24 protein-coding genes and 2 pseudogenes are annotated in these 23,904 nt (G+C 61.5%); 14 read left to right on the top strand and 12 right to left on the bottom strand.

Annotation, left to right across the window (positions count from 1 at the left end):
• The 4 genes from tssB to AB6804_RS23060 all read right to left on the bottom strand — a co-directional run bounded on the left by tssB (position 1) and on the right by AB6804_RS23060 (position 2,548).
• Positions 1-534 (bottom strand): type VI secretion system contractile sheath small subunit, encoded by a 534-nt coding sequence (gene tssB, locus AB6804_RS23075; RefSeq protein WP_370888482.1) that lies wholly within the window; start codon positions 532-534, stop codon positions 1-3.
• A 65-nt stretch (positions 535-599) separates the two neighbouring features.
• Entirely contained in the window at positions 600-1,652 is a 1,053-nt protein-coding gene (gene tssA, locus AB6804_RS23070) for a type VI secretion system protein TssA (RefSeq protein WP_370888443.1), read from the bottom strand.
• 48 nt (positions 1,653-1,700) lie between these two features.
• Complete coding sequence (locus tag AB6804_RS23065) at positions 1,701-2,186, bottom strand: Hcp family type VI secretion system effector (protein ID WP_370888442.1); 486 nt, start codon at positions 2,184-2,186, stop codon at positions 1,701-1,703.
• Between the two features lie 125 nt (positions 2,187-2,311).
• Positions 2,312-2,548: a hypothetical protein gene (locus AB6804_RS23060; protein ID WP_370888441.1), complete on the bottom strand. Its 237-nt coding sequence runs from the start codon at positions 2,546-2,548 to the stop codon at positions 2,312-2,314.
• Positions 2,549-2,716: 168 nt separating this feature from the next.
• Here AB6804_RS23060 and AB6804_RS23055 point away from each other — a divergent pair, with 168 nt between their 5' ends.
• The 3 genes from AB6804_RS23055 (at position 2,717) to AB6804_RS23045 (ending at position 4,610) form a co-directional block, all read left to right on the top strand.
• Entirely contained in the window at positions 2,717-3,265 is a 549-nt protein-coding gene (locus AB6804_RS23055) for an RNA polymerase sigma factor (RefSeq protein WP_370888440.1), read from the top strand.
• A complete protein-coding gene (locus AB6804_RS23050; RefSeq protein ID WP_370888439.1) occupies positions 3,262-4,095 on the top strand; it encodes an anti-sigma factor in 834 nt (277 codons plus the stop codon). The genes AB6804_RS23055 and AB6804_RS23050 overlap by 4 nt, the downstream gene beginning before the upstream one ends.
• Before the next feature lie 128 nt (positions 4,096-4,223).
• On the top strand, positions 4,224-4,610 hold the full coding sequence (locus tag AB6804_RS23045) for a ProQ/FinO family protein (protein WP_370888438.1): 387 nt from the start codon (positions 4,224-4,226) through the stop codon (positions 4,608-4,610).
• A 57-nt stretch (positions 4,611-4,667) separates the two neighbouring features.
• Here AB6804_RS23045 and AB6804_RS23040 read toward each other — a convergent pair whose 3' ends face one another.
• Positions 4,668-6,047 (bottom strand): NAD(P)/FAD-dependent oxidoreductase, encoded by a 1,380-nt coding sequence (locus AB6804_RS23040; protein WP_370888437.1) that lies wholly within the window; start codon positions 6,045-6,047, stop codon positions 4,668-4,670.
• Positions 6,048-6,162: 115 nt separating this feature from the next.
• Between AB6804_RS23040 and AB6804_RS23035 the strand changes: the two genes are divergently transcribed.
• The 3 genes from AB6804_RS23035 to AB6804_RS23025 all read left to right on the top strand — a co-directional run bounded on the left by AB6804_RS23035 (position 6,163) and on the right by AB6804_RS23025 (position 8,104).
• On the top strand, positions 6,163-7,713 hold the full coding sequence (locus tag AB6804_RS23035) for an alpha/beta fold hydrolase (protein ID WP_370888436.1): 1,551 nt from the start codon (positions 6,163-6,165) through the stop codon (positions 7,711-7,713).
• Complete coding sequence (locus AB6804_RS23030) at positions 7,710-7,907, top strand: hypothetical protein (protein ID WP_370888435.1); 198 nt, start codon at positions 7,710-7,712, stop codon at positions 7,905-7,907. Before AB6804_RS23035 ends, AB6804_RS23030 begins: the two co-directional genes overlap by 4 nt.
• A gap of 62 nt (positions 7,908-7,969) precedes the next feature.
• Positions 7,970-8,104, top strand: a complete 135-nt coding sequence (locus tag AB6804_RS23025; protein WP_370888434.1) for a hypothetical protein — start codon at positions 7,970-7,972, stop codon at positions 8,102-8,104.
• Positions 8,105-8,314: 210 nt separating this feature from the next.
• Here the strand turns inward: AB6804_RS23025 and AB6804_RS23020 are convergent, their stop codons facing one another.
• Entirely contained in the window at positions 8,315-9,082 is a 768-nt protein-coding gene (locus tag AB6804_RS23020; RefSeq protein ID WP_370888433.1) for an MBL fold metallo-hydrolase, read from the bottom strand.
• A gap of 358 nt (positions 9,083-9,440) precedes the next feature.
• On the opposite strand from AB6804_RS23020, the gene AB6804_RS23015 reads away from it, so the two are divergent.
• Positions 9,441-9,638: a hypothetical protein gene (locus AB6804_RS23015; RefSeq protein ID WP_370888432.1), complete on the top strand. Its 198-nt coding sequence runs from the start codon at positions 9,441-9,443 to the stop codon at positions 9,636-9,638.
• A gap of 34 nt (positions 9,639-9,672) precedes the next feature.
• Positions 9,673-9,945, top strand: a pseudogene (locus tag AB6804_RS23010) (cytochrome ubiquinol oxidase subunit I); the annotation flags it as partial.
• A gap of 109 nt (positions 9,946-10,054) precedes the next feature.
• On the opposite strand, the gene AB6804_RS23005 reads toward AB6804_RS23010, so the two are convergent.
• The 6 genes from AB6804_RS23005 to AB6804_RS22980 all read right to left on the bottom strand — a co-directional run bounded on the left by AB6804_RS23005 (position 10,055) and on the right by AB6804_RS22980 (position 14,429).
• Positions 10,055-10,330 (bottom strand): hypothetical protein, encoded by a 276-nt coding sequence (locus AB6804_RS23005; RefSeq protein ID WP_370888431.1) that lies wholly within the window; start codon positions 10,328-10,330, stop codon positions 10,055-10,057.
• 121 nt (positions 10,331-10,451) lie between these two features.
• A complete protein-coding gene (locus AB6804_RS23000; RefSeq protein ID WP_370888430.1) occupies positions 10,452-10,670 on the bottom strand; it encodes a hypothetical protein in 219 nt (72 codons plus the stop codon).
• A gap of 227 nt (positions 10,671-10,897) precedes the next feature.
• A complete protein-coding gene (locus tag AB6804_RS22995) occupies positions 10,898-11,269 on the bottom strand; it encodes a type II toxin-antitoxin system VapC family toxin (protein WP_370888429.1) in 372 nt (123 codons plus the stop codon).
• Positions 11,266-11,463 (bottom strand): type II toxin-antitoxin system VapB family antitoxin, encoded by a 198-nt coding sequence (locus AB6804_RS22990; RefSeq protein WP_370888428.1) that lies wholly within the window; start codon positions 11,461-11,463, stop codon positions 11,266-11,268. Before AB6804_RS22990 ends, AB6804_RS22995 begins: the two co-directional genes overlap by 4 nt.
• A gap of 446 nt (positions 11,464-11,909) precedes the next feature.
• A complete protein-coding gene (locus tag AB6804_RS22985) occupies positions 11,910-12,086 on the bottom strand; it encodes a hypothetical protein (protein ID WP_370888427.1) in 177 nt (58 codons plus the stop codon).
• A gap of 870 nt (positions 12,087-12,956) precedes the next feature.
• Entirely contained in the window at positions 12,957-14,429 is a 1,473-nt protein-coding gene (locus AB6804_RS22980) for a mechanosensitive ion channel domain-containing protein (RefSeq protein ID WP_370888426.1), read from the bottom strand.
• 1,175 nt (positions 14,430-15,604) lie between these two features.
• Here AB6804_RS22980 and rbsK point away from each other — a divergent pair.
• The 6 genes and pseudogenes from rbsK (at position 15,605) to AB6804_RS22950 (ending at position 22,694) form a co-directional block, all read left to right on the top strand.
• Positions 15,605-16,545: pseudogene (rbsK, locus tag AB6804_RS22975) on the top strand (ribokinase).
• 32 nt (positions 16,546-16,577) lie between these two features.
• Positions 16,578-17,897: an MFS transporter gene (locus AB6804_RS22970; protein WP_370888425.1), complete on the top strand. Its 1,320-nt coding sequence runs from the start codon at positions 16,578-16,580 to the stop codon at positions 17,895-17,897.
• Positions 17,898-17,930: 33 nt separating this feature from the next.
• On the top strand, positions 17,931-18,890 hold the full coding sequence (locus AB6804_RS22965) for a dihydrodipicolinate synthase family protein (RefSeq protein WP_370888424.1): 960 nt from the start codon (positions 17,931-17,933) through the stop codon (positions 18,888-18,890).
• A 51-nt stretch (positions 18,891-18,941) separates the two neighbouring features.
• A complete protein-coding gene (locus AB6804_RS22960; protein WP_370888481.1) occupies positions 18,942-20,006 on the top strand; it encodes a LacI family DNA-binding transcriptional regulator in 1,065 nt (354 codons plus the stop codon).
• A gap of 304 nt (positions 20,007-20,310) precedes the next feature.
• Complete coding sequence (locus AB6804_RS22955; protein WP_370888423.1) at positions 20,311-22,017, top strand: SulP family inorganic anion transporter; 1,707 nt, start codon at positions 20,311-20,313, stop codon at positions 22,015-22,017.
• Between the two features lie 29 nt (positions 22,018-22,046).
• Positions 22,047-22,694, top strand: coding sequence for a VIT1/CCC1 transporter family protein (locus AB6804_RS22950; protein ID WP_370888422.1), 648 nt, complete (start codon positions 22,047-22,049; stop codon positions 22,692-22,694).
• Positions 22,695-23,904: the final 1,210 nt, after the last annotated feature.

Here is a 23,904-nt window from a genome sequence, read left to right as displayed (position 1 = left end):
TCAAGCTCCTTCGTGGTGCGACTCGGTATCCGAATCGATTGCGCGAGGTTCGGCGGACAGCGCGCGCATCAGCGCGGGTTCGTCGAGCAGGCGGCCGATCAGCGCCTCCGCGCCCGTCTTGCCGTCCATGTACGTGAGCAGATTCGCGAGTTGCGTGCGCGCCTCCAGCAACTGCCGCAGGGGTTCGACTTTTCGGGCGATGGCGGCGGGCGTGAAGTCGTCCATCGACTCGAACGTGAGGCCGACGGCGATGTTGCCTTCGCCTGTGAGCGTGTTCGGCACTTGGACGGCGACGCGCGGCTTCACCGACTTGAGGCGCTCATCGAAGTTGTCCACGTCGATTTCGAGAAACTTGCGGTCCGCCACCGGCGCAAGCGGCTCGGCGGGCTGGCCCGACAAATCGGCGAGCACGCCCATCACGAACGGCAGGTTCACCTTTTTCTCGGAGCCGTAGACTTCGACGTCGTATTCGATCTGCACGCGCGGCGCACGATTTCGCGCGATGAACTTTTGACTGCTTTCCTTTGCCACGATCACCCTCCTTCGGATACCTGATTGATTACACTGTTCCGGTTTCGAACTGACATTCGATGCGCGTCCTATTCGACGCCGCCGAGATGCCTGAACTGATGAGCGCCGTCCGGCGCCACGTCCTCGATGATTTCGATGAAGCTCTTGCCGACGAGCCGCCGGGCGCGCCGCAGTAACACCGGCAGCGGACTGGATGGCTCACGTTGTGCGTAATAGGCGCAAATCGCGTCGAGCGTGTCGATCACATCGCTCGCGCTCGCAATGCGCGGGGCAATGAAGATTCCGGGGATGGCCGCGTCACGCGCCGCCGAACCGGAATGCCTGCCCTCTTCGCTGCTGCTGGTCTCCACCGCGCCACCCTGTTGCATCGCTTGCGGATCGAGCGTCGCGACGCGAGCCGCGACGAACTCCGCGATGCGCTCAAGCGGCCTCGCCAGTGCGCCGAAGTCGAGCGCGCGCGCCGGCCCGACGCGTTCGGTCAGCAACGACTCGATGCGCGCGAGTGACGCACTCGCCGACGCGAGCGCATCGCACGTTGCCCGCGCGCTTTGCACGCCTGCCAGCGCGAACGCGGCATCGATGATCGCGAGACTCGGCATCTCGCTGTCATTGGCCAGCGGCAACTCGCCCGCCATCACTTCGATATCGCGCAACGCAAAGCCACGATGACCACGCGGTGCGACGAACGGCATGTCTCGCAGCATGCTCGCGAGGCCGCCGCTATCGACGAGCGCCGAGAGCGCATTGACGCGCGCGGTCGGGTCGCCATCAGCTTCGTCCTGTTGCGGATGCACGCTGTGCCATTGCACGTCGAGGAGGCCGTCGATTGCCGCGAGGCCCCGCGCAAGCCCGTCGAAGCCTTCTCGAGCGGCGCTTGCACGCGTGTAATGCACCGCCACGCGCAGGTCACGCGTGCGCTCGAAAAGCGCCGTCGAGAGCGATTGCGCAAGCGCCCAGTCGGGCGGCGTCGCCGGAATCACGACGCCGCCGTACTGCGCATCGGGCTTGCCCGCCACCGCCTCTTCCAGCGCACGAAAATCGGCGCTGTATTCCTCGTCCATTCCGCTCGGCGCATCCGGCGCGATGTCGGTGAGCCATGCGGTGATATCGGCGCGATTCATCTCGATGTCCAAAGGCGTTGATGGTTACCCGATCCCCGATACGTGCGCTTATTCCGACTTGTTCTCGGGAACGTTCCACTTGCCGGTGACCACGCCTCCCTTCTTCGCGCCGTTGTTGTCCTGCGGCTGATATTCGATCTTGAAGTGCGCGAAGTTCAGCCCGACGTTTTCCATGCCGATGTCGCCGGCGCCGATGCCGACGGAGTAATTGCTGATCAGGACTTCGTTCAGCGTGACCTTCATGTATTCGATTGGCTCCTTGCCGCCCGCCTTGCGCATGGTGAGGACGACTTCCGAAAAATGCGTTCCCTGGCAGCACGACTGCACGATGGTCGGCGAACTCTTGTCGAGAAGCTTGGTGAAGGAGAGGTCCGACACCGTCGCGGTTCCCGTTCCGCCGCCCGTTCCGGTGTGCGTGCTGCCGGTCTGCATGCAGCCCCAGGACCAGTTCTGCACTTCGATTTCTTCCTTATGGGTCGCATCTTGAGATTCCCCCTTGATGTCGCCAATCTTGATGAACATGTCTGCGGCCATGTGAGTCTCCAGGTAATGATGTGCGTCTTACGGCACGGGAAAATGCGCGTCGTTCAGCGCGCGAACTTTCATTCGGATGTCTAACTTGATACGTGACTTCGGTCCGTCGAAAATGGCGTTTCAGGTCATGCGTCGAGCGCGCGGCGCATCGCCGCCGCCACTTCCCGCGCGCCGCCGCTTTCGAGCGACCGCGCCCACGTTTCGAGCGTTCCGCGATCCACCACGGGCTCGCTGCCACGTCGTGCGAACCGTTCCATGGTGGCCACGGAAGCGGCTATGCTATGGAAGCGTTCGCGTCCGATGCACGCGTCCAGCATGACCACCATGCCTGCTTGCCGGGCCCGGTCGAGGAGAGTCTCCATGATCTGTCTCCCATTTGGTGTTTCCAGTGCGCTTCGTTGCGCGAGTCGTGACCCGAAAACAGCCGGAATCGACGGCTTATTCCGCAAAAAAATTCGAAAATTCGCCGGAATAAGCGGGCCGCTCGGGTGTTATCAATCATGAGCGCGCCCATGACAGGAGCAGCCGCGATGAACGACGACGACTTGCCAGCCGTCCTGCCGACCTTGCTGCCGCGGCTTTGGCGCTTCGCGCTGCGGCTGACGCAAAATCAGCACGACGCGGAGGATCTCGTCCAGCGCGCGTGCGTGCGGGCATTGGAGCGTCGCAATCAGTTGCAGCCGGGCACGTCGACGCTGAGCTGGCTTTTTTCAATCGTGCATTCGACGTGGATGAACGAACTGCGCGCCCGTTCGATTCGCAGCCGGGGCAGCATGGACTGGCAGGACGAGGAAATCGAATCGTTCGCCGATCCGGCCGGCCGTAACCCGGAGGTAGATCTGATGCACCGCCAGGTGTTCAACGCGGTCGAAGCCCTGCCCGAAGCGCAGCGCGTGGTGATGGTGCTGGTCGCGATCGAAGGCCTGAGCTATCGCGAGGCCGCCGATGTGCTGAACGTGCCCATCGGCACGGTCATGAGCCGGCTGTCGCGCGCGCGGCTCACCATCGGACAGCAATTCGGCGCGCAGGCGCCTGCGGCGCACAAGGAGCAGAAAGGAGAAAAAGGAGAATCGTTATGATCAATGTCGATGATGCACTGCTGATGGCGTATGTTGACGGGGAATTACCACCGGAGCAGCGCGCGGAAGTCGAGGCGGCGATCGCGCATTCCGACGATCTGTCGGGGCGCGTCGCCGCGCTCCAGGCGTCGGTGCTTCCGTATCGCGCGGCGTATGAGCGGCGGCCGGTGCCGCCGGTGCCGGAAAGCCTCACGCGACGCATCGACGAACTGGTTAGCGTCACGACGGCGCAGGAGCGCCGGCCGGAACGCACAAGCCGTCGTTTCGCGATGCAATGGGCCGCCGCTGCGTTCGTCGCGGGCGCAATCTGCTCGGGCGTGCTCACCGGCTATTTGGGCGGCATGAATCCGATGAAGCCGGGCGTCGATCCGTGGGTGCGGAGCGTCGCCGATTATCAAGTGCTCTACGGCCGCGATACGGTCGCGAATATCCGCGAAGACAAGGTCAGCACGGAGCAGGTGCTGTCCGACATCCGTCAGCGCGATGGAATGCCGGTCAACGTGCCCGATCTGCGGCAAGCGGGCCTGAAATTCAAGCGCGTGCAGCGGCTCAACTATCACGACCGTCCGCTCGTTCAGATGGTGTACTTGCCGGAACGTGGTGATCCGGTTGCGCTGTGCGTCATCGAGGATGGCAAGGGCGACGCGCCGGTCAAGACGCAGCAGGTCGGCGAGATGAAGACCGCGACATGGCACGCGAACCGGCTCGCGTACGTGCTGCTCGCCAAGCAGACGTCGCTCGATCTTCAGGCGCTGGGGCAAAGCATCGCGAACGGAAAGGCGGCGCAGTTGTACGGCGAAGCGGCGGAGGAAGGGGCGCGGGACAGCTAGAAGGATTGCTTATCGGGAATGGACGCGTCTTTAGCTTTCGCATAGGCACACGTTATCGCGAATTCGCGGTCGGCGCGTCGACGTGTCGCGGCTGATAAAACCCTTGCACGATTTTCAAGGATGCCGTTATGGGTTTTGAACAGCTCGCGCAACTTGAAGAGCAACTGTCTAAGCAATCGAAGAGCACACCAGTGAAGAAGCCGGCGCGCCCGCCGCCTCCCGCCATGAACGTGGAAAAGCCACCGGTCGATCCGGTCGTGCACGCAATCGGAAAGCTCCAGCGACGCTTTCCGCTCGCTTTTCCGAAGAATCCGGCGCAGAAACTTCCGTTGAAAGTCGGTGTCATCAACGACTTGTTTGCACAGGCATCCGACATCGGTCTAACGGAAGCACAGATTCGCGACGCCATCAAGGTCTGGTGTCGCGGCACTCGTCATTGGAATTGCCTGGTCGAGAACGAATTCCGGTCCAGCGCACTTGCGCGAACGTTCGGTTGCGCGAAGCAGGTTTCCTGACCGTGATGGCGGCAAGGGCAAGGTAGACGCCTTCGCGGGTGTCTGGCCGATGCGTGGTCATGGCGATACGCTGTTACGTCGCGCTTCGGTTGCAGGTGAAGGAATCGATAGCACGGGCCTTCGGTTGCCCTGCCAGACTCGCCTGGCGATTTCCGGGCTCAGCAGCGACGACGGCGGCATCATGAGGTTCACGACCTGGAGAAAAGCTGTCGCCAGCGCGCTATCGCGCGTCGCGGCACAGTGCAGCTTGCCGATGTACCAGTTGATGAAACGCCGCATGACGGGGCGGGCGCCTTCGACTCGCGGATGCCGAAGGTCGTTGCCAACCGCGATATCCCAGGGGATATCGACGATCTTCGCAGCCACCGTAAAAAATCGAGGCGCAAGATTATTTGAGCCGCCCCGCAGGCACTGCTGTAACGTCAGCGCTTCCTCTGCCGCGACCGTCATGCCCTGCCCGTACACAGGATTGAAGCTGCAGATAGCATCACCGAAAACCAGGTAGTTCTCGGGGAAACGTGGCAGCTTCTCGTACCGCCGACGCAGATTGGCGCCGTAGCGATAGCGTCTGTAATCGGTCAGCGGCTCCGCCTTCGCGACAACGTCGTGAATCTCCTTGGTGGGCAACGTCGCAAGATACTTAAGAAAGCCTTCGTCGTTGTCGGGCGCATCGTCGCCCAGATAACCGCCAGTACTGACGATCCAGCTGTCGCATTCCTGCGCGAGCATGACGCCGTTGCGCCAGTTCGGCGCGCTACCAGCGATGACGATACCGTGCTTACCATCGAGATCGGCTGCTCGCCGCCGATAAGTACGCGTCATGTAGCTGATGCCGATCTCGACCTTCTCCTCAGTGGGAGACGGGTAGTCGAACGCTCCCAGCCACATTGCACTGCAAGAGCCACGGCCGGAAGAATCGACGACCAGGTCCGCATTGATGGTCTCTTCTGCCTTGCCTTCAGCACAGGAGCGCACGCCGGTCACGCTCTTGTGGAGCGGATCGGTCGCCAAGCCCAGCACCGCACAGTGTTCGATGGCGCGCACGTTCGGCAACCTCATGAGGCGCCGGCGTAAATGGCCTTCGAGCACCGGACGGCTTGCAAGCAGGCCGATCAGATCGCTGGCGCTGTTAGCAAGCCTGACGTTGTGGCCTATCCAGATCACATCGTTGGCCACGTCACCGATCAGGCCGCCGCTTTGCGCGACGACCTCGCCGCCGTATCCGGGGAACAGTTCCTCGAGGACCGCGCTGCCGCGGGCGAGGAGCCCGTGGGCATGACGGCCCTGTGGCACGCCCTTGCGGGGCACGTCTGCGCCCGGGAACGTGTCACGTTCGAGCACGGTGACGTTAGTATAGAAATCCGACAGTACGCGGGCAGCAAGCAATCCGCTCATGCTCGCGCCGATCACGATCGCATGTTCACCGAGTTTGTTCATGGCAATCCTCCGTTGATCCGTCGCAACGAGTCCAGCGACCCTCATTTGCAGGCGATGGTAGGATTGTTTCGTCCCCTGAGCGTCCCTTGGACGCCGTCATCGAGGGTCGCTCGCCATGGCACTGTTCAGCGTGCGGACGCTTGGATTTCCGGAGATCCGCCGGGATCACCGGCTATGCCGGCTGCCCTTGCGCAAAGGTCTGGCTCTGTTGGTCTATCTGGCCGAAGCGAGCGGCTCAGTCGGACGTGACGTCCTTGCCACCATGTTGTGGCCGGAAGGCTCTAACGAGGTTGTACGGGCGCGCCTGCGGCGTCTGTTGCATCGTCTCCAGCACGCGCTCGGCGACGACATTCTTACTATAGATCGGTCTGCGGTCAGATGGTCCACAGCGATCACCTTACAGGTGGATTCTCAACTGTTCGAGCAAGCCTGCGACCGGGGGGAATTCGAGCGGGCGTGCCGCCAGTATTCCGGCGACTTTCTCGACGGATTCTCGCCCGGCGACTGTCCGCAGTTCGACGAGTGGGCTTTTTTTCGGCGGGAGGCCCTGCGCGGCCGGGTGATGCAGGCACTCGAGCGAGCGGTGCACGCTAGCAATGCGGCGGGCGACTACGCCGCCGCGGCCGCGCACGCCGGCCGTCTGATCGAGTTCGATCCGTTCAGCGAAGTGTACGGTCGGCACCTCGTTCGCAACCTTCTGCTCGCTGGAGAGCGCGCCACGGCCCAACGGCACCTCGAGGCGCTGACGCAGCGCCTTCATGACGAACTGAATGTAGCCCCCGGACCTGAGATCCGCGCGCTGCTAGACGTCGGCGCAACCTTACAGATCGAGGACCTGCCGTCGACGCGCTACGTCAGCAGTGGCGGCGTCCATCTGGCATTTCAGACTCACGGCGCCGGCGGCATTGACATTCTGTTGCTGCCCGGTTTCGTGTCTCACGTTGAGCGGGTTTGGGAACAGCCCCAGTGCCGTGCGTTCCTGTCGTCTGTCGCCGCGATGGGCCGTCTCCTCTTGCTCGATCGTCGCGGCGTCGGGCTGTCCGACCGGGTCGGGTTCGCTCCCGACGTCGATGCGACCGCGCAGGACATTGGCACCGTGCTGGACGCCGCCGGCAGCCGAAGGCTCGTGTTGCTTGGCGCCTCGGAAGGCGGGCCGGCATGCATCAAGTTTGCCGTTGATCATCCGAACCGCGTCGCCGGTCTGATTCTGTTCGCCTCGTTGGCCAAGGGATCCGCAACGCACGACTATCCGCACGCACTTGAGTCAAGTCAGTACGACATGTGGCTGCAACAGCTCGTCGCGGGCTGGGGCGGCCCCGCTGGCATCGAGACCTTCGCGCCTAGCTTGGCAGGCGATCCTCAGGCGAGAGCCTGGTGGGCGGGGCTGCTCCGGGCCGCTTCCAGCCCGGGAGCCATTAAGGCAGTGCTCATGGCATTGCGCGACACCGATGTGCGGCATCTGTTGGGCCGAGTTTCGGTGCCCACCCTGGTGCTGCATCGCCACGACGACCGCGCGGTTCGCATCGGCGCCGGCCGGCACTTGGCCAGCCACATCCCTCGGGCGCGATTCGTCGAGCTCGACGGCGCAGATCATTGGCCCTTCGCGGGAGATCAGCAACCTGTTCTCGACGGGATCAGGCAATTCGTCGGCAATCTTTCGGGTTGACTGCGGCCACCGGCTCGTACGAGACGCAAAATAACCCGACTGCCCGTGTTTTCAACAACTTTGGCCTCGGCCTGAAGTACCTGCTGTATGTCGTGACCGGCCTCTATAACGCGACGCAGGACATGGCGCACCTCGGCGCGCCGTTAATAAGCGTGCTGTACGGCCAGATGTTGGCGCTCAACTCGCATTCGTGACGTTGGCTGTAGTGCTGGGCGGCTCCAACCGGCTGATTTATTTGCCGCGCTTGGAGTCGGCGATGACTGGCGACGGCGCGGTCCTTCTCCATGCGCAGCGAGGCTTCGGCCGGCTGCCGGCAGTCGAAGCGCTTGCAATGGTCGCGGTGCTGATGGCGGCCGCCGTGTTGGGACACACGTCACCTGTACGCGGCTAAACGTTCGGCGGCTGTAAATGAACATTTTCGGCGACGGGCCGAGTTCGTGATTGTCCCCCAGGAAGGCTCGAAAGAAGCGGCTGATGAGTGACCGTCCCGTGTCGGAGCGGGAGGGGACGGAAACTCGTTTGATCTGAGTGGCGCAAACTGGCCGCAAAGTGACCAGTGATGATGATTTATTGCCGTTCCACGAATACGTTCCCGCGACGATCATTCGCGCTTCGCCAGATAGGCATCGATCAGGGCGACCAGTCGGTCCCGTCCGAAGCTCGCGTCGTGTCCCGCATGGACGACCTGCACTGGCAAATCGCGCAGACGCTTCATCGTACGCACATAAGTCGGGATATCGGCACCGCCAATCTCGTCCAGCAGCGGGCCATCGTAGATCGCATCGCCGGAAAACAACGTGCCGGTGCTCAACTCCCAAAGACCGATACTTCCCGGTGAATGGCCTGGCAGATGGAGGACCTCGAAGTGGCGGTTACCGAGATCGACGATATCCCCTTCTTTGACGACTTCCGTGACGGACGCAGGTCGCACGCGGTAGTCAGACATCTGGTAATCGGCACTTGGAAGAGCGGTTATCAGATCGCCATCAAACGGATAGCCCCATTCGTGGTATCGACGAATCGCGGCATCGCCCAATACCGACGCCAAAAGCGTACCGTGCTGGCGTGGCGAGCGCAGGTTGTCGGCCTCGAGTTCGTGGACAAGCGTGTGCTCGAACTCATGATGCCCGCCAACATGATCCCCGTGCGTATGTGTCGCGACTGCAGTTACCTTCTTTTGCAGCAGATGCCGGGCCGCGTCACGCAGACTGGCGACGCCCATTCCCGTGTCGATCAGCAGGTCCCGGTCGCGGCCCCGCACATGCCAGACATTGCACCGCATCAGTGGTACGACATGAGGTTCCCACAGCAGGGTGATTTCGTCACTGATACGCTTCAGTTCAAACCAACGGTCGGCAATCGATAGCATAGTGGTAGAAAGTCATCCAAACTAACGGAAGCTAATCCAAGAACAGGGGATCTTGCTCTTGCTCAGGTTCTGCTCGAGTTGGAGTATAGCGACCTGACGTAAGCGAAGCACTTCTGCAAAACGCCGGCTATCCGGCGCCGAGCGACGCGGAGCGACCCGTTGGAACCATTCGAACATGAACTGCGGCCGTCTCCTTCCAGACGGGGACCGGCCAGTCGTAGGCGGTCGGCCAAGGAAGCGGCGAGTCCTCGCACGACGACCGCCTACCTGATGCAATGGTCGAACGAGTTCACCGGGCGGTTGTTACCTGGAGCTTGTAACGCCCGAACGCGGGGTGTTGTGCGTCTGGAACCGGCACATGAAATCGATATCCTCAAGGCGGATTTCCTCGCCTGCAGCTACCATGTCGCGCAGTTCGTCTATCAGGTCTACCGTGGTTCGCAGGTTCATCGTCGACGAGTCGGCATTTACCCAAGACGTCGCGCTGGCCGTCGAGACCAACCGCGCGGTGGGCCAGGTGCTGGCGCAGGTACAACGACTACGTTTGCGAAAATAGCTGACTATTCGGTCATGTCGAAGGAGCAAAACGCATGTTCGGCCCGACGGTGCTCGACCTCGCCCGGTTTCAGTTTGGCTTCACGATATCCTTTCACATCCTGTTCCCTGCCATTACGATCGGCATGGCCAGCTATCTGGCCGTCCTTGAAGCGCGCTGGCTGCGCACCCGCCAGAACGTTTATCGCGATCTCTATCACTTTTGGCTGAAAATCTTCGCTGTCAATTTCGGCATGGGCGTCGTGTCGGGGATCGTGATGGCCTACCAGTTCGGCACTAACTGGTCTCGTTTCGCGGGAGCGCGGGGCCAACCTTGTTCCATCGAAACAGCATGACGCCGAGAAAGCCCGCTTCGAGGAAGATTTGGACGAAGTTGTTCTGTTCGCCGCCACGGTCGTGAACGAAGTAATGCAGCAATCACGCGTTCTCGGTGAGCAGGTATCCCGCATCCTTGCGCGCCGGCCATACCGCGCGTGCTGAGCCGCCATGTGTCTGCAGTTCCGCCTCTATCCATGCGTGATGGTCAGGCGAGATTTCTCGGCCGTCGGCATCAATGATTCGAGCCGGTGACGGACCGTATGTATCGCGCGTCACGACGTAACGCAGAGACGGGTAGTCGGTACGCATCGCGCACATTGTCAGCGAATCAGCGTGCTTCCTGGTCACCGGTGCTGCTGCGACGATCGTGCCCAATACGTCCGTCTGTAGCTCTTACTCTTTGCGCATGTTGGTGCCCTATAGCTTCGAGGGACTCTTGCCGTCACCAGCTCGCATATCGCCGTGAGCGCTGTCTAAGGGCCATGTGCCCCGCTCCCTAATTGGGCAGTGCGTGCTTTCGTAGCAGTGCCCTGATGGCATCGTCGACGGTCGATCGGAGCACATACTCCGGACTTTGCGGAAGCAGCGCGGCGAACGCTTCACTCAACGAGTAAGCGACCTCAGCCACATCGCGCTCGCGAACGATTACCCTCAATCCAGCGGTAAGCTCGGCTTCAAGTTCACGATCGTTGATTCGGAGTTCGATAGTAGCCATCGTCTCATCTCCTAATGCGATGCGTCGGTTTCCTCACTCGTGGTCACGAAGATCCGACAAGGATTCTTCGAGCATGTCCGCCGCGTCGAAATGGAGTTGCACAATGGCCTCGGCAGCGGCTCGCCGTTGGGCATCTTTCGCGACTCGGCAGAATCACGCAAAACGTTCATCGCTGCCCGCAGAGCAAGTGCTGGAGTCAAACTGGACACGGTTTGTTTTCCGCGTTTTCAGTGGCCAACCACTGCGCCAAGGCCGATTTCGTCAGCAACGCTTTTCAGGCGCTTATCACGCGTCCAAACTGTGACGCCGGGCTGGAGGCGTGCGGACGCTAGCAGCGACGCATCGACATATCCGATGCCACGATTAAACAGACCTTCCCGCTCGATAAGAAAAAAAATCTCTTGCGGCGTCGCGACGGGTGCGCTCGGCAAATCGAGCAGCGCGCCGAGCACCACTTTACGATTGCGCAAGCTGCCGAGCGAGATTTCGCCGATCACATACGGGTGAGCCAGCACACGTTCATCCGTTAGAAGGGCGGCGAGCACAGGATCGGCCGCACTAATATGGTCAATCCAGACCGACGTATCAACGAGGATCATTCAGCGTTCTGCGGGCGACGAGGTGCGCCAGTGATCCCCGGCTCGCTTCCCCCAAGATTCGCAAGTCGCTTTGCGGCTTCTCGCTGAATCAGCGCCTTCAGTGCCTCACGCACGAGCGCAGTCTTTTCTTCTACGCCTGTATAGGCCTGCGCCTTGGCGATCAAGTCATCATCAAGCGCAATGGTGGTTCGCACGATCAGCTCCTATTCTGTCTGCACGAATTTTCGCATCAAATGATGTTCGAAACAATGCCCGCGCCGTGCTTCCATGGCCTTGCAAAGCCGCGTCCGGAGGCGGGAACAGTGGGAGCAAACGGCTGTGCTGCTGCCTCATCGGCGATGCCACGCACGCTCATCTTGTTGATGATCCTGCTGCCGCTTCGATCCCGTGCGTAACGTGTTCGCTCACTTCCCCTGCCCCCATTCAAAGCCATTCAAAAAACGACACGTTTAACCGCGTTCGCAGAATCGGTGATGTCCCGCCCGAAACCGGCGACCGTGTTACAGGCGGTCAAACCGACCAGCGCCAGGATCATAGTCAACAAGAGTACAAAACGCCCGGCCATTTCCCTTCTCCCTTGTGCAGTCATTTGTGGATCTGAGGACTTCTGTTAGCAACGTATATCGGCTATCGCGACCCTTCACTTTAGCAAGCGCATTCCGGCGACCTTTGGAGCGGCAACATCGAAGGTGGCGGTGTACTCGCAATCCGCAACGTGGCCAGCCCGCTCGATGACGCAGTCGGCAAAATCAGCCCTTTCCGATGCCGCGAAGACACGAAGAGCTTTTCGAATCGTGTCCGCCGCCTCGATCACCAATCCTTCGTCCCAAGCATCGAGTCAAGGATCTCCTTGATCTCTCCACGGCTGACGTCGTAGCAGCGCGCAAGCCGTGGCGCAACGCTCGGCGGTGGTCTCGAAGTGGCGCTCGCGGCCCGCTCGGGTACACGCAAAGCCTGCTGACAAAACCTTCGGCGAGGACGTCGTCGCTTTCAGCGATCTCGTCGACGAGGCCGAGCGCGAGCGCTTCCTTCGCGCCGATATGACGGCCGCTCAACATGCTGCGGTCGAACGGCGACTATCGCGACGCTACGGCGACCATAAGCCCCTGGCCGAGCCTCGCCTCACGATAAGTGTTGACGCTTCGGGCTTTGCCGACGTTCCCGACGTGTGGCTGCTGCGCTTCGCCTTTGCTATCGTTCGCGACGCGGTACAGATACTTGTCGGCGACCTGGAATTGTGGATGAGTCTTCGCGACCCTTCTCTGCCCGCCACTCCGACAGCTTATCTTTGTCCGTATCCGAGTGTGAAGCGGACTCTGCCGTCGTGCTGTTCTCGACGAATCGTTGCAGTCAACCTTACACGGTTCGCGAGATGCCTCGCGCCTCTTTCAGCGTCGATCTGCAACGAAACAAGGCGACAATCTTTGAGGCGACCTCCCGTCCGCCGTGTGTTCGAGATCGCAATGCGAGAGCGTGTGTCGGGCTCGCGCGGAAATACGATAGCTGCGTTGGGTGGCGTGGACGCCTAGCGGGCATCCGAGGATGTCGGCAACGTGCGTATCGTTTAGCTTTCTCGGCGCATGCACTAACTCGTGGTGGTAGCCGGCGCCAATACTGAAGGCCGTGAAAGCGTCACCGATGACAGTGGTTCAACTCGCTGCCAACAAACAGCGCCTTGCTCGCTACCTCAGTTTCTTCTCGAGTCCTCGTCCAGCGAATGTACGCTCCAGACTTTCGCAAGCAACCATTGAAACAGCGACTGACCTTTTTTCTCCTCGTCAGGCCCCGGTGTCGCAAGTTTGCCGATCTTGTCTTGCCGATAAGCCAGTAGCTGACACATCTGCTTCGCAACGTCTGGGTGGTCTTTGAGGAAAGAAGTCATGTCGTCCTTGCCAAGCTGGAAGAGGACCGACGGCGTAAGAGTTGAGATGGACACTTGCATCGCAAGCCCGGCGAGCAGACCTGCTTCGCCGAACGCCTCTCCCGGTCCGACGCGAGCGATTTCGCGACTGCTTGACGCTTCGACGATTGACACCGATAGCACGCCCGAGTGCACGATTGAGAGGCTATCCGGCACAGTGTCGGGTGCCAAAACTTGATGATTTGCCTGGTATTCGTGCCTGGAGAGCCGTTTCGCCAGTCTTGTGACTTCCTCGACAGACAGGCTGTCGAACAAGCTCACTCGCCTCAACAGAGCCTCCTTTTCGTCACGAGAGGTAAGGGCCGGGGCCGGCACGCCCAGAGCGCGTAACCCGACGCCTGCGGCGGCAAGATGCCGAAAGCATAGGTCGAACAGTTCGCTGGATACGGCAAGCTTCTTGTTCATGTCGTCCACGAACGCTACTACTTCATACTGCACCGAATTTGCGGTGGTACGCTTCATACGAGCAAAGGGAGCCGGCGTCGCCAGGATAACGTTGCAGCCAGTGAGCGCACGCCCCAGGGCGTCCAGCACAGTCTTCGGCCGCGCCTCGGGCTCGATCTCGAGGACGAGCGAGAGCCCGTGGACATCTCCCGGCCTGCTGTTGTTCGTGATTTTCGCCTTCGCTGCGACAGCGTTCGGCACGATGAGCGTGTTTCCCTGGCCGGTCAGCAGGTGTGTCGCGCGCCAGTTCATCTCGACCACCTTGCCCTCGACGTCATCAATCGTCACCCAGTCACCTATTGCATAGGGCTCCGTCGTGTTGATGACAATGCCCGCAAAGACGTCACTGAGGGTGCTCTGTATGGCGAGGCCCAACACGATGGCGAGCGCGCCCGATGTCGCGACGAGTCCGCGTACAGGCAGTTCGAGCACGAAGCCCAGGGCGGCCACTGATGCAGCGAGGAAAACCACGGCACCGAACACATCCGAAAACAGACGCTGCTTTCGCCAAGCACGCGGAAGCAACAGGGTGTCAAGCGCGAGAGTGAGCAGACGCGCACCCATCAGCCACCAGATGATTTCGAGGAGCTGCCCCAACCAGTGCAGCTCGACTACGTCGGCGTAGGGCGCTTGTGTGAAAGGGCTCAGGCCGGACCCGAAGAGTACCCAGCTCAACGCGAAGAATAGCGCGAGCCGGATGAAAAGCCGGGTCAGGTCGTGCTCAGGGAGTCGCGCACGCCACACGACGACGTCAACGGCGACAATACTTAGGCCTAAGATAAGGGGGTATTTCACGAGTGCTCCTCTCAAGGCACGACTTCGAGAGAATACGCACTTGGCGGCAACTACGCCCCGAAAATAGAGTACGCGTCGCATGCGTACAGCCAGGGTTGCCGGTGCACGCCGCTCGTTATAGAAGTTTAGCTGCGGCCCTCACTCGTCGCTTCTGCTACTTCTTGAGGGCCTGCAGCGCACTTGCCACCGCGTCTTCGTTCGGTAATGACCCGGCATTGCTCTGAAGAAGGTCGCGACTCGCCACAAGTTCGCTTGCTCCTATGTCGGTTGAAGGTGTTTAGCGGACCGCGTCCGTACCAGGAGAAGCGGAACCGCGCTTCACGGCGGTATCGACATCAGTTCTCGTCAGGAGTCAATGCCGACTCGTAGTCCTGTCCGCCGTAAAAGACGCCGACGATGACACTAGAGCACCCTCGACGAGGTACGCAATGACTGCGCGCTTGCGAAAGCGTGATGCGTAGACCGGGCTCAAATCGGCGCGTGCAACACCGCGTTCCGGGAAGCTTTGCAGCTTCATGCAATAGTCCACGATCGCGTCAACATATGTGCTTCCGCAACGGGCGCGCCATCAGCTATGCGTTGTTCCAAATCGATGAGTTGCGCCCGCGCTTCGAAAGGGAATTGAATACTCCACGTCATCCGCGGCCTGCGCGTGCACTAACAAGTCGCGCACGGACTTCGTCGGCGGACAGTGCTCGGTCGGGATTCTGTCGAAGTGCTTTCGCCGTCGGAACCACTTCATTTCGCAGCCACGTCTCGATTGCGCGATCGCGATCGCGCTCGCGCAGCATTTTACTGTCGGAGGCATAGTCGCCACGGGCGGCCTTCACTCGCACGAACTCAGGCATTTGGTTGGGTAACGTGTTGCTCATCTGTTGTGTAGTCCGCATGACTACCTCCATCCGTCGGATTAAACCCTACTCGCTGTCAGCCTCGTACACGACCCCCTACCACCTTCAGTTAGTTAGGGTGGGAAACAGTACGGAGAGCGTCGCTGAATGTGCCACCGCCTCCGGCCAGTGTTAACCCGAAACAGGACATTTTTTGCTTGCAATGGCGCGTCGTTGCAACACAGAATGTAAGCGATTACACGACGCAAGACGCTTCAGATGCGATGGGACGCCCACTGCAGGTGTCAAGAGTGTCTGATTATGTAACCGCTAACATCCGCGCTTATGGCAACGTCATCCGCACACCAGCAACCGCGCATCGCCGTCGTCGGCAGCGCGAACATGGATCTTGTGGTCCACACGCCGCGCCTTCCGACGCACGGCGAAACGCTGCTCGGCGGCAGCTTCGAAACCTGCGCGGGCGGCAAGGGGGCAAACCAGGCGATCGCCGCCGCGCGTCTCGGCGCGGTGGTGACGATGGTCGCCTGCGTGGGTGACGACTCATTCGGCGCGTCGCTGCTCAACGGGCTGGCGGCCGACTGCATCGACACAGCGATACGCATCGTCTGGCATCGACGGCGACCGGTATCGCGATGATCACCGTCGCTGCCGACGGCGCCAATACGATCGTCGTCGCGCCAGGCGCGAACGCACTGCTCGCGCCAGCACATGTCGACGCCGCACGGGACGACATCACGCGCGCCGACATGCTCGTGTGTCAGCTCGAAGTGCCGCTCGACACGATTCGCCGCGCCATTGGCATCGCGGCGCAAAGCGGCATTCCCGTGCTGCTTAATCCCGCGCCCGCGCAGGCCCTCGGCGACGCGCTTTACGCTCAAGTGGATTTCCTCGTCGTCAACGAGACGGAAGCGCATCAACTCACGAACATCGCCGTGAGCGATCCGAACGGCGCGCGCGCCGCGGCGAGCGTGTTGCGCGCGAAAGGCGCGCGCACGGTCATCGTGACGCTCGGCGCAGGCGGCGTCTTTCATGCAGGCGTGGAAGGCGAAGGCCACGCGCTCGCGCCGCGCGTCGAAGCCGTCGATACAACGGCCGCCGGCGACACCTTCGCGGGCGGTTTTGCCGCCGCGCGCGTGCGCGGCGCGAGCGTCGCCGATGCGATCGCGTTCGCGCAACGTGCCGCCGCCATCAGCGTGACGCGCAAAGGCGCACAAGTTTCGATTCCGACGCTCGCCGAAGTCGACTCGCTCGCATCCCTTTGCTGAAACGCCCATAACACGACACGGAGACAAGCCTTATGCCCACCACCCCCACGCACGAACAGGCGCCGCCACGCGTGCGCCGCGCGCAGATCGTCGCACTCACGCTGCTGATGGTAAGCGGCATCGTCAATTATCTGGATCGCGGCACGCTCGCCGTCGCCAATCCGCTGATTCGCGCGGATCTCGGGCTTTCGCTCGGGCAGATGGGCCTGCTGCTTTCCGCATTTTCGTGGAGCTATGCCCTCTTCCAGTTGCCGGTGGGCGGGCTCGTCGATCGCGTCGGGCCGCGCAAGCTGCTCGGCATCGGCCTGATCGTATGGTCGCTCGCGCAGGCGGCGGGCGGCGTCGTCTCGACGTTCGGCTGGTTCATCCTCGCCCGCATCGTGCTGGGCATCGGCGAAGCGCCGCAGTTTCCGTCCGCCGCGCGCGTCGTGTCCAACTGGTTTCCGCTGCGCTCGCGCGGCAAGCCGACCGGCATCTTCAACTCGGCATCGCCGCTCGGCACAGCGCTCGCGCCGCTGTGCCTTTCCGTGCTCGTCGTCGAGTTTCACTGGCGCTGGGCATTCATCGTGACAGGCGCGCTCGGCCTCGTGGTCGCGGCCGTGTGGCTCGCGGTGTATCGCGACCCGAACAAGGCGGCGATGACGGACGACGAGCGCCGCTATCTCGAGGGCGATGAACTCGACACGAAGCCCGCGCCGACGGTCACGTTCGCGGACTGGCGTTCGCTCTTCTCGCACGGCACGACGTGGGGCATGCTGATCGGCTTCTTCGGTTCGGTCTATCTCAACTGGGTGTATCTGACCTGGCTGCCCGGTTATCTGACGATCGAACGCCACATGAGCCTCATGAAGACGGGCGTGGCGGCATCCATCCCGTTCTTCTGCGGCTTTCTCGGCTCGCTCGTCGCGGGCTGGTTTTCGGACCTCATTACGAGCCGGAGCACGAACCCGGTCAGCAGCCGCCGCAACGCGGTGATCACGGCGATGCTCGGCATGGTCGCGTTCACCATTCCGGCCGCGCTCGTCGAAAGCAACACCATCGCCATCGTCTGCATCTCGGTCGTCATCTTTCTGGCGAACGCGGCTTCCGCGAGTTCGTGGGCGCTCGCGACGGCCGCAGCGCCGCCGAACCGCGTCGGCTCGCTCGGCGCGATCCAGAACTTCGGCGGCTTTCTGGGCGGCGCGCTCGCCCCGATCCTCACGGGCTATATCGCGCAGACGTGGTCCTTCGTGCCCGCGTTGCTGACAGCTGCGGGGATCGCGTTCGTCGGCGCCATGAGTTACCTCTTCTTCGTGCGCAAGCCGATCGAGGACGACAGCGCGCGTGTCGATCCCGTTCGCGCCCAAGCCTGACCTCAACCTCCGACATCCGATATATCGAACCCCATGCAAATCCGCACATCCATCGAAGGCATCGTTCCCGTGATGCTCACACCGTTCGACGCATCCGGCGCGATTGATTACGCCGGCCTCGAACGTCTCATAGAGTGGTACATCGAGAAAGGCTCGGACGCGTTGTTCGCCGTCGCGCAGTCGAGCGAGATGCAGTTTCTTTCGCTCGACGAGCGACGCGCGCTCGGGCGCTTTGTCGTCGAAAAAGTGGCAGGGCGCATTCCGGTCGTCGTCTCGGGACATATCAGCGACGATCTCGATGCGCAAGCCGAGGAACTCAACGTTGCGGCGAAGACGGGCGCGCAAGGCATCGTGCTCGTGACGAACCATCTCGACCCCAAGCGCGAAGGCACGGCCGCCTTCACCGCGAATCTGGAACGCCTGCTCGCGCGTCTTCCCGCCGATATGCCGCTCGGTCTTTACGAATGTCCCGCGCCCTATCGCCGTCTCCTTTCTGACGACGAACTCAAGCGCTGCATCGACACAGGCCGCTTCATCATGCTGAAAGACGTAAGTTGCGACCTCGATACGGTCAAGCGCCGTGTGGCGCTCGCGAAAGGTTCGCCGCTCAAGGTGCTAAACGCGAATGCGGCCATCGCGCGCGACGCGATGAAGGCGGGTTCGGCCGGCTTCAACGGCGTGTTCACGAACTTTCATCCCGATCTGTACAAATGGCTGCGCGAGCACGACGCGGGCAAGACAGCGCAAGACCCTACTCTCGCCGATGAACTCGCGACCTTTCTCGTGTTGTCCGCCGTGTCCGAAGCGCTCGGCTATCCCGCGCTCGCGAAGATCTATCACCAGCGCATCGGCACCTTCGATTCGATCCGCTGCCGCGTGATCGACTACGACGTGCGCGAACGTTTCTGGGCGCTCGACGCGGTGCTCGATAAAATTGTCGCGGGCACTGAGCAGTTCCGCGAGCGGATCGCGGCCTTGTCCGCGCATGCATAAACGGCGGCGACGGTATGATGGATCGTTCCATTGAACGTCGCTTTCATCGTCATGTCTGATTTCGCCGCTGCCCGTACTCCGACCAGCCGCGCGCGCCGCAACACGGGCCGCACCGTCCTTACCGACGTCGCAAAACGCGCGGGCGTTTCGACGGCGACGGTTTCGCGCGTCTATAACGAGCCGGACAAGGTTTCGGACAGCGTGCGCCAGCGCGTCGAACAGGCGGCACTCGAACTCAACTGGTTTCCGAACGCGGCAGGACGCGCGCTCGCTTCGACGCGCAGTCACATTGCCGGAATCATCATTCCGACGCTCGACGATCAGGTGTTCGCGTCACAAGTGAGCGGCATGCAGGCGGCGTTCGCGACGCGCGGCATCACGCTCGTGCTCGGCTGCTCGAACTACGATCCGCAACAGGCACTTCTCCAGGTCCGCGCGATGCTCGCGCGCGGCGTCGAGGCGATGGCGATCGTCGGTGAAGCGCATCCCGAAGAAGTCTTCGACGCGCTGCGGCTCTATCGCGTGCCGTATGCGGTGACGTATGCGTACCGTGAAGGCAGCCCGCACGATTGCATCGGTTTCGACAATCGGGCGGCTTTCGCCGAAATCACCGAGCATTTGATCGGCCTCGGACATCGGGCGTTTGCCGTGTGCGTGCAGCCCACGCGCGACAACGACCGCGTGCAGGCGCGCGTCGCGGGTATCCGTGCGGCGCTCGAACGGCACGGGCTTGCGGTGCGGCCCGAATATCTGCTCGAAGGTGAATCGTCGATCGGATTCGGCAGGCGAAGCCTGCGCGCGATCTGGCAGTCGACGGGTGAACGTCCCACGGCGATCATCTGCGGCAACGATCACATTGCGCTAGGCGTGCTGCGCGAAGCGGACGATCTCGGCATCGACATTCCTGGCGAGTTGTCCGTGACCGGTTTTGACGATCTCGCGATCGCGAGCGAATTGCGTCCGTCGCTAACGACAATGCGCGTCGATACTGCCGAGATCGGACGTCTCGCCGCGCAACATCTGCTCGATGCGCTCGACGGCGCGCCGTCGCGCCGCGGCCACGAAGTACGTGCGGTGCTCCAGGTGCGCGCTTCGACCGGCCCCTCGCCCCGCTGACAAGCAAGCCGAAACCGCCAGTCGATCTGTCCACTAATCGGCTATGCTACATTCCACGCAGCAATTCCAGAGTGGCTCGCGTTTGTCCTTCGCGCGTCGCATACGTCAGCACGCCGATGTCGATGCCCGTTTCCAGCGCGAGCGCATTGAGCAATGTGGATCTGCCTGATCCGGATTCGCCGTTGATGTACGTGTCACCGCAGCGAAGGAAGGACGGCTTGCCGTCTTTAATCGCAGCGCCCACGAACGACCGAGGAGCGACGGCCTGTCGCGGACTGATGCGTTTTGCGGAGGGCGTGTGATCATGTCAACCGGTTCACCCACGCGTCGGCGCTCCCGGTTCCGTATTCCAATGCTCGAATGGGTCCGCGACTATCGGAGTGCGTGGCTCAAGCCGGACGTCGTGGCGGGTATCACCGCGGCAGCGGTCGTCCTTCCGAAAGCGATGGCTTATGCCACGGTGGCAGGGCTTCCCGTCGAAGTCGGGCTTTATACGGCCTTCGTTCCCATGGTGATCTACGCGTTATTCGGTACTTCACGGCCTCTTAGCGTCAGTACGACTGCAACGCTCGCGATCCTGACCGCCTCTGCGATCGACGGGATTTCTGATGGCGGCGGGACCGTGGCGCTACTGGCCGCAACAACGACGCTCACGTTTTTGGTCGGTGTGATCCTCGCGCTTGCGTCGCTATTACGACTGGGGTTCGTCGCCAATTTCATATCGGACCCCGTACTGACGGGCTTCAAAGCGGGCATCGCCGTGGTCATCGTTCTTGATCAATTGCCCAAGCTGTTCGGCGTCCACGTGACAAAAGGTAGCTTCTTCCACAACGTCTGGGCGTTGGTCGCCGCGCTGCCCCATGCATCGATGAACACGGTCGCCGTGGGCCTCACGACAATCGCGGTCCTCATTGCACTAAAACATTTCTACCCGAAGTCGCCGGCCCCGCTTATCGCGGTCGGATGCGGTATAGGTGCAGTCGCCGCCTTCGGCTTGCAGGCCCACGGCGTCGAGATCGTGGGCCGTATCCCGACGGGACTGCCGCCGTTCGAGAAGCCGGACCTGTCGCTCATCGAGGGCCTTTGGGCCGCGGCGGCGGGAATCGCACTCATGAGTTTTACCGAAACGACTGCCTGCGGACGTGCGTTCGTCCAAAGCGGAGAGTCGCTCCCGTCGCCCAACCGTGAACTGCTAGCGACGGGCTTGAGCAATATAACGGGCGCGCTGTTCGGTTCCATGCCAGCGGGCGGGGGGACAAGTCAGACAGCAGTCAACCGGCAGGTGGGCGCACATTCGCAGCTCGCCGAGCTGGTGACTGCCTGCGTCACGCTCGGCACCATGCTTTTTCTTGCACCTTTTATCGGACTCATGCCGCATGCGACCCTCGCAGCAGTGGTAATCGTCTACTCGATCGGGCTCGTCAAGCCAGCAGAGTTTCGCGCGATTCTCGCCGTTAGACGCACCGAGTTCGTCTGGGCGATCGTGGCGCTCGTGGGCGTGATATTGCTCGGCACGTTGAAAGGCATTCTCATTGCGGTCGTCGTTTCGCTCGTGGCACTCGCCCACCAGGTGTCCGACCCACCTGTTCACGTTCTGCGGCGCAAACATGGAACCAACGTGTTCCGCCCTGCCTCCGACGAGCACCCCGACGACGAACAGTATCCTGGCTTGCTGCTATTGCGGCCCGAGGGACGGATCTTCTTCGTGAATGCTTCCAACGTCGGGCAAAAGATTACCGCGCTGATTAAGCAAACACGCCCCGAGGTAATCGTGCTCGACATGCGGTCGGTCTTCGACCTGGAATATTCGGCCATGAAGATGCTGACCGAAGGCGAGAAGAAATATCGCGAGGCCGGAGTCAGTTTATGGCTAGTCGGACTCAACCCGGCGGTATATGGAGTAGTACAGAATTCGCTACTCGGAAAAACCTTGGGCCGCGAGCGCATGTTTCTTAATCTCGAGCAGGCCGTCGCCGCGTGGCTTGACATGCAGAAACGGCGTGCCCATTGAAGCCAGTCAGACGCTAGCGGGAGCACACCATGTCGCAAAACGAACCCGGTCCGGTTCTCGATCCAATCGACCGAGTGTCCGAGATCATCTTCGGTGTGCTTATGGCGCTCTCGTTCACGGGCGCTCTCAGCGTTTCGACCGCCGGGCGACAGGAAATCCGCACCTTGCTGTTCACTGCGCTAGGTTGCAACCTAGCCTGGGGGCTCGTCGATGCGGTCATGTACCTCCTTCGCACGGCCACCGACCGACGCAGGAAGAAAGCGCTTCTCGTACGGCTACGGAACGCCGAGAATGAGCAGGAGGCATACCGTCTGATACAGGATGCGCTACCGCAACTGATTTCGAATGTCATGCCCCCTGCTGCGCTACAGGCGCTGCATCGGTCCCTGCTAGCGGTGCACGAGCCGCCTCATAAACTGGTATTCCGCGATTACTCGGCAGCAGCGGGAATCTTTCTTCTCGTGGTACTTGCAACCCTTCCAGTCGTGATCCCGTTCATCTTCATACCGAAGGTTATCGTCGCGCTACGTGTCTCGAACTTGCTGGCGGTCGCAATGTTGTTCATAGGCGGCGCGGCGCTTGGGCGTTACGCCGGCGGGAAGCCGTGGGTGTACGGTCTCGCGTTGTCGGCACTAGGCGTCGCACTGTTTTCGATCATCATCGCGCTTGGGGGCTGACCCACGACTTTCACGCGCGGAAACCCTATCGAAACCGTAACTTGGCGCCGCCGCGTATCTACACGCATTCGCGCGGACAGGATTCGTCGTCGGTCCACTCCCGGTTGATGATGCTGGCGCAGTCGCCGTCGGAGGACTTTGCGACACCGATTCTTCGATAAGGTAGCCAGTCGAGGTAAGAAAGATGGCGAGCAACATGACGAATGCCATAGCGGTCACCTTCAACGTTATTCGCCAGCGCACGGGAGGTACGAGTTTTCGTTGCAGTAGATGGACAGGCGTGTCGACAGCTTTCAATTGCAACGACTTCCTGCTGACATCTTTACGATAGTAGACGGAACCATCTCGTACAAGGCAGTGACCCGCCACGCTCGAAAAAGGGGAAGACGAGGCCTTGCTCTTGAGATGGGCTACGCGCGGCAAGCCGATCCAGGTCTTATCGTGCAGTCAACAGGCATCGCGGCAATGCCGATCTCGTGCAGTGGGACGAGACGGTAATCTCAGCAATCCGGGTGCAATTTATCCCAACGGCGCTGGTTCCTGTCACCATGGACTGCGGGTTAGTAGACGCTCGTTATTATCGGAGGAAGCTTCCTTGGGCCTCGCTGCCACGAGCATGCCCGCGCGCAGCGCAAACGGTCGCAGACAACCACCGGCCAGCACATCGCAAGGGTTGGTCGCAATGACAGAGATCGCGTCGGGTGCGACCGGAAGCTGTCCGACCCACGGGTTTCGTGGCGATCTCCGCATTGATCTGAGCAAATCCAGACGGGGTGACCCTTGCTTCGCGCCGGCAATGATCAGGACGATGTTTGCGTTGCGCGCGTGCTCTCAGTCCCCCGAGGACGCGTGGTTGTGCCCCCAGAACGCTGCAGCGTGAGCGATGTTTAGCACCTGTCCTTCCGCCCGTACCGGCTCAAAATCAATGAGAACGATCTTCTAGCTCGGGATGGCCACGGCTGCAAGCAGGGCCGCCAACCGCCAACAGTCCTGCGCCGGCGCTGACGATCTTGGGTTGTCGCTCGACACCGGGCGGCTGCAATCGCTTCCTCCCGAGTGCTTAGGCGTCGCGGCGCTCATCCTCCAGCGACTTAACGAGCGAAGCGGTTGCGAAGGAAGGGTTAACGGAACGCCCGCGGGAAGCGGGCGTCAAGAACTGCTGTGCAAGGGTGGCGCGCACTGCCACCGCGCCATTAATCGGCATAGCAAG

The organism is Caballeronia sp. RCC_10 (assembly GCF_041360715.1).
Lineage (GTDB): Bacteria > Pseudomonadota > Gammaproteobacteria > Burkholderiales > Burkholderiaceae > Caballeronia > Caballeronia grimmiae.
This window is presented reverse-complemented; position numbering and strand designations above follow the sequence as displayed.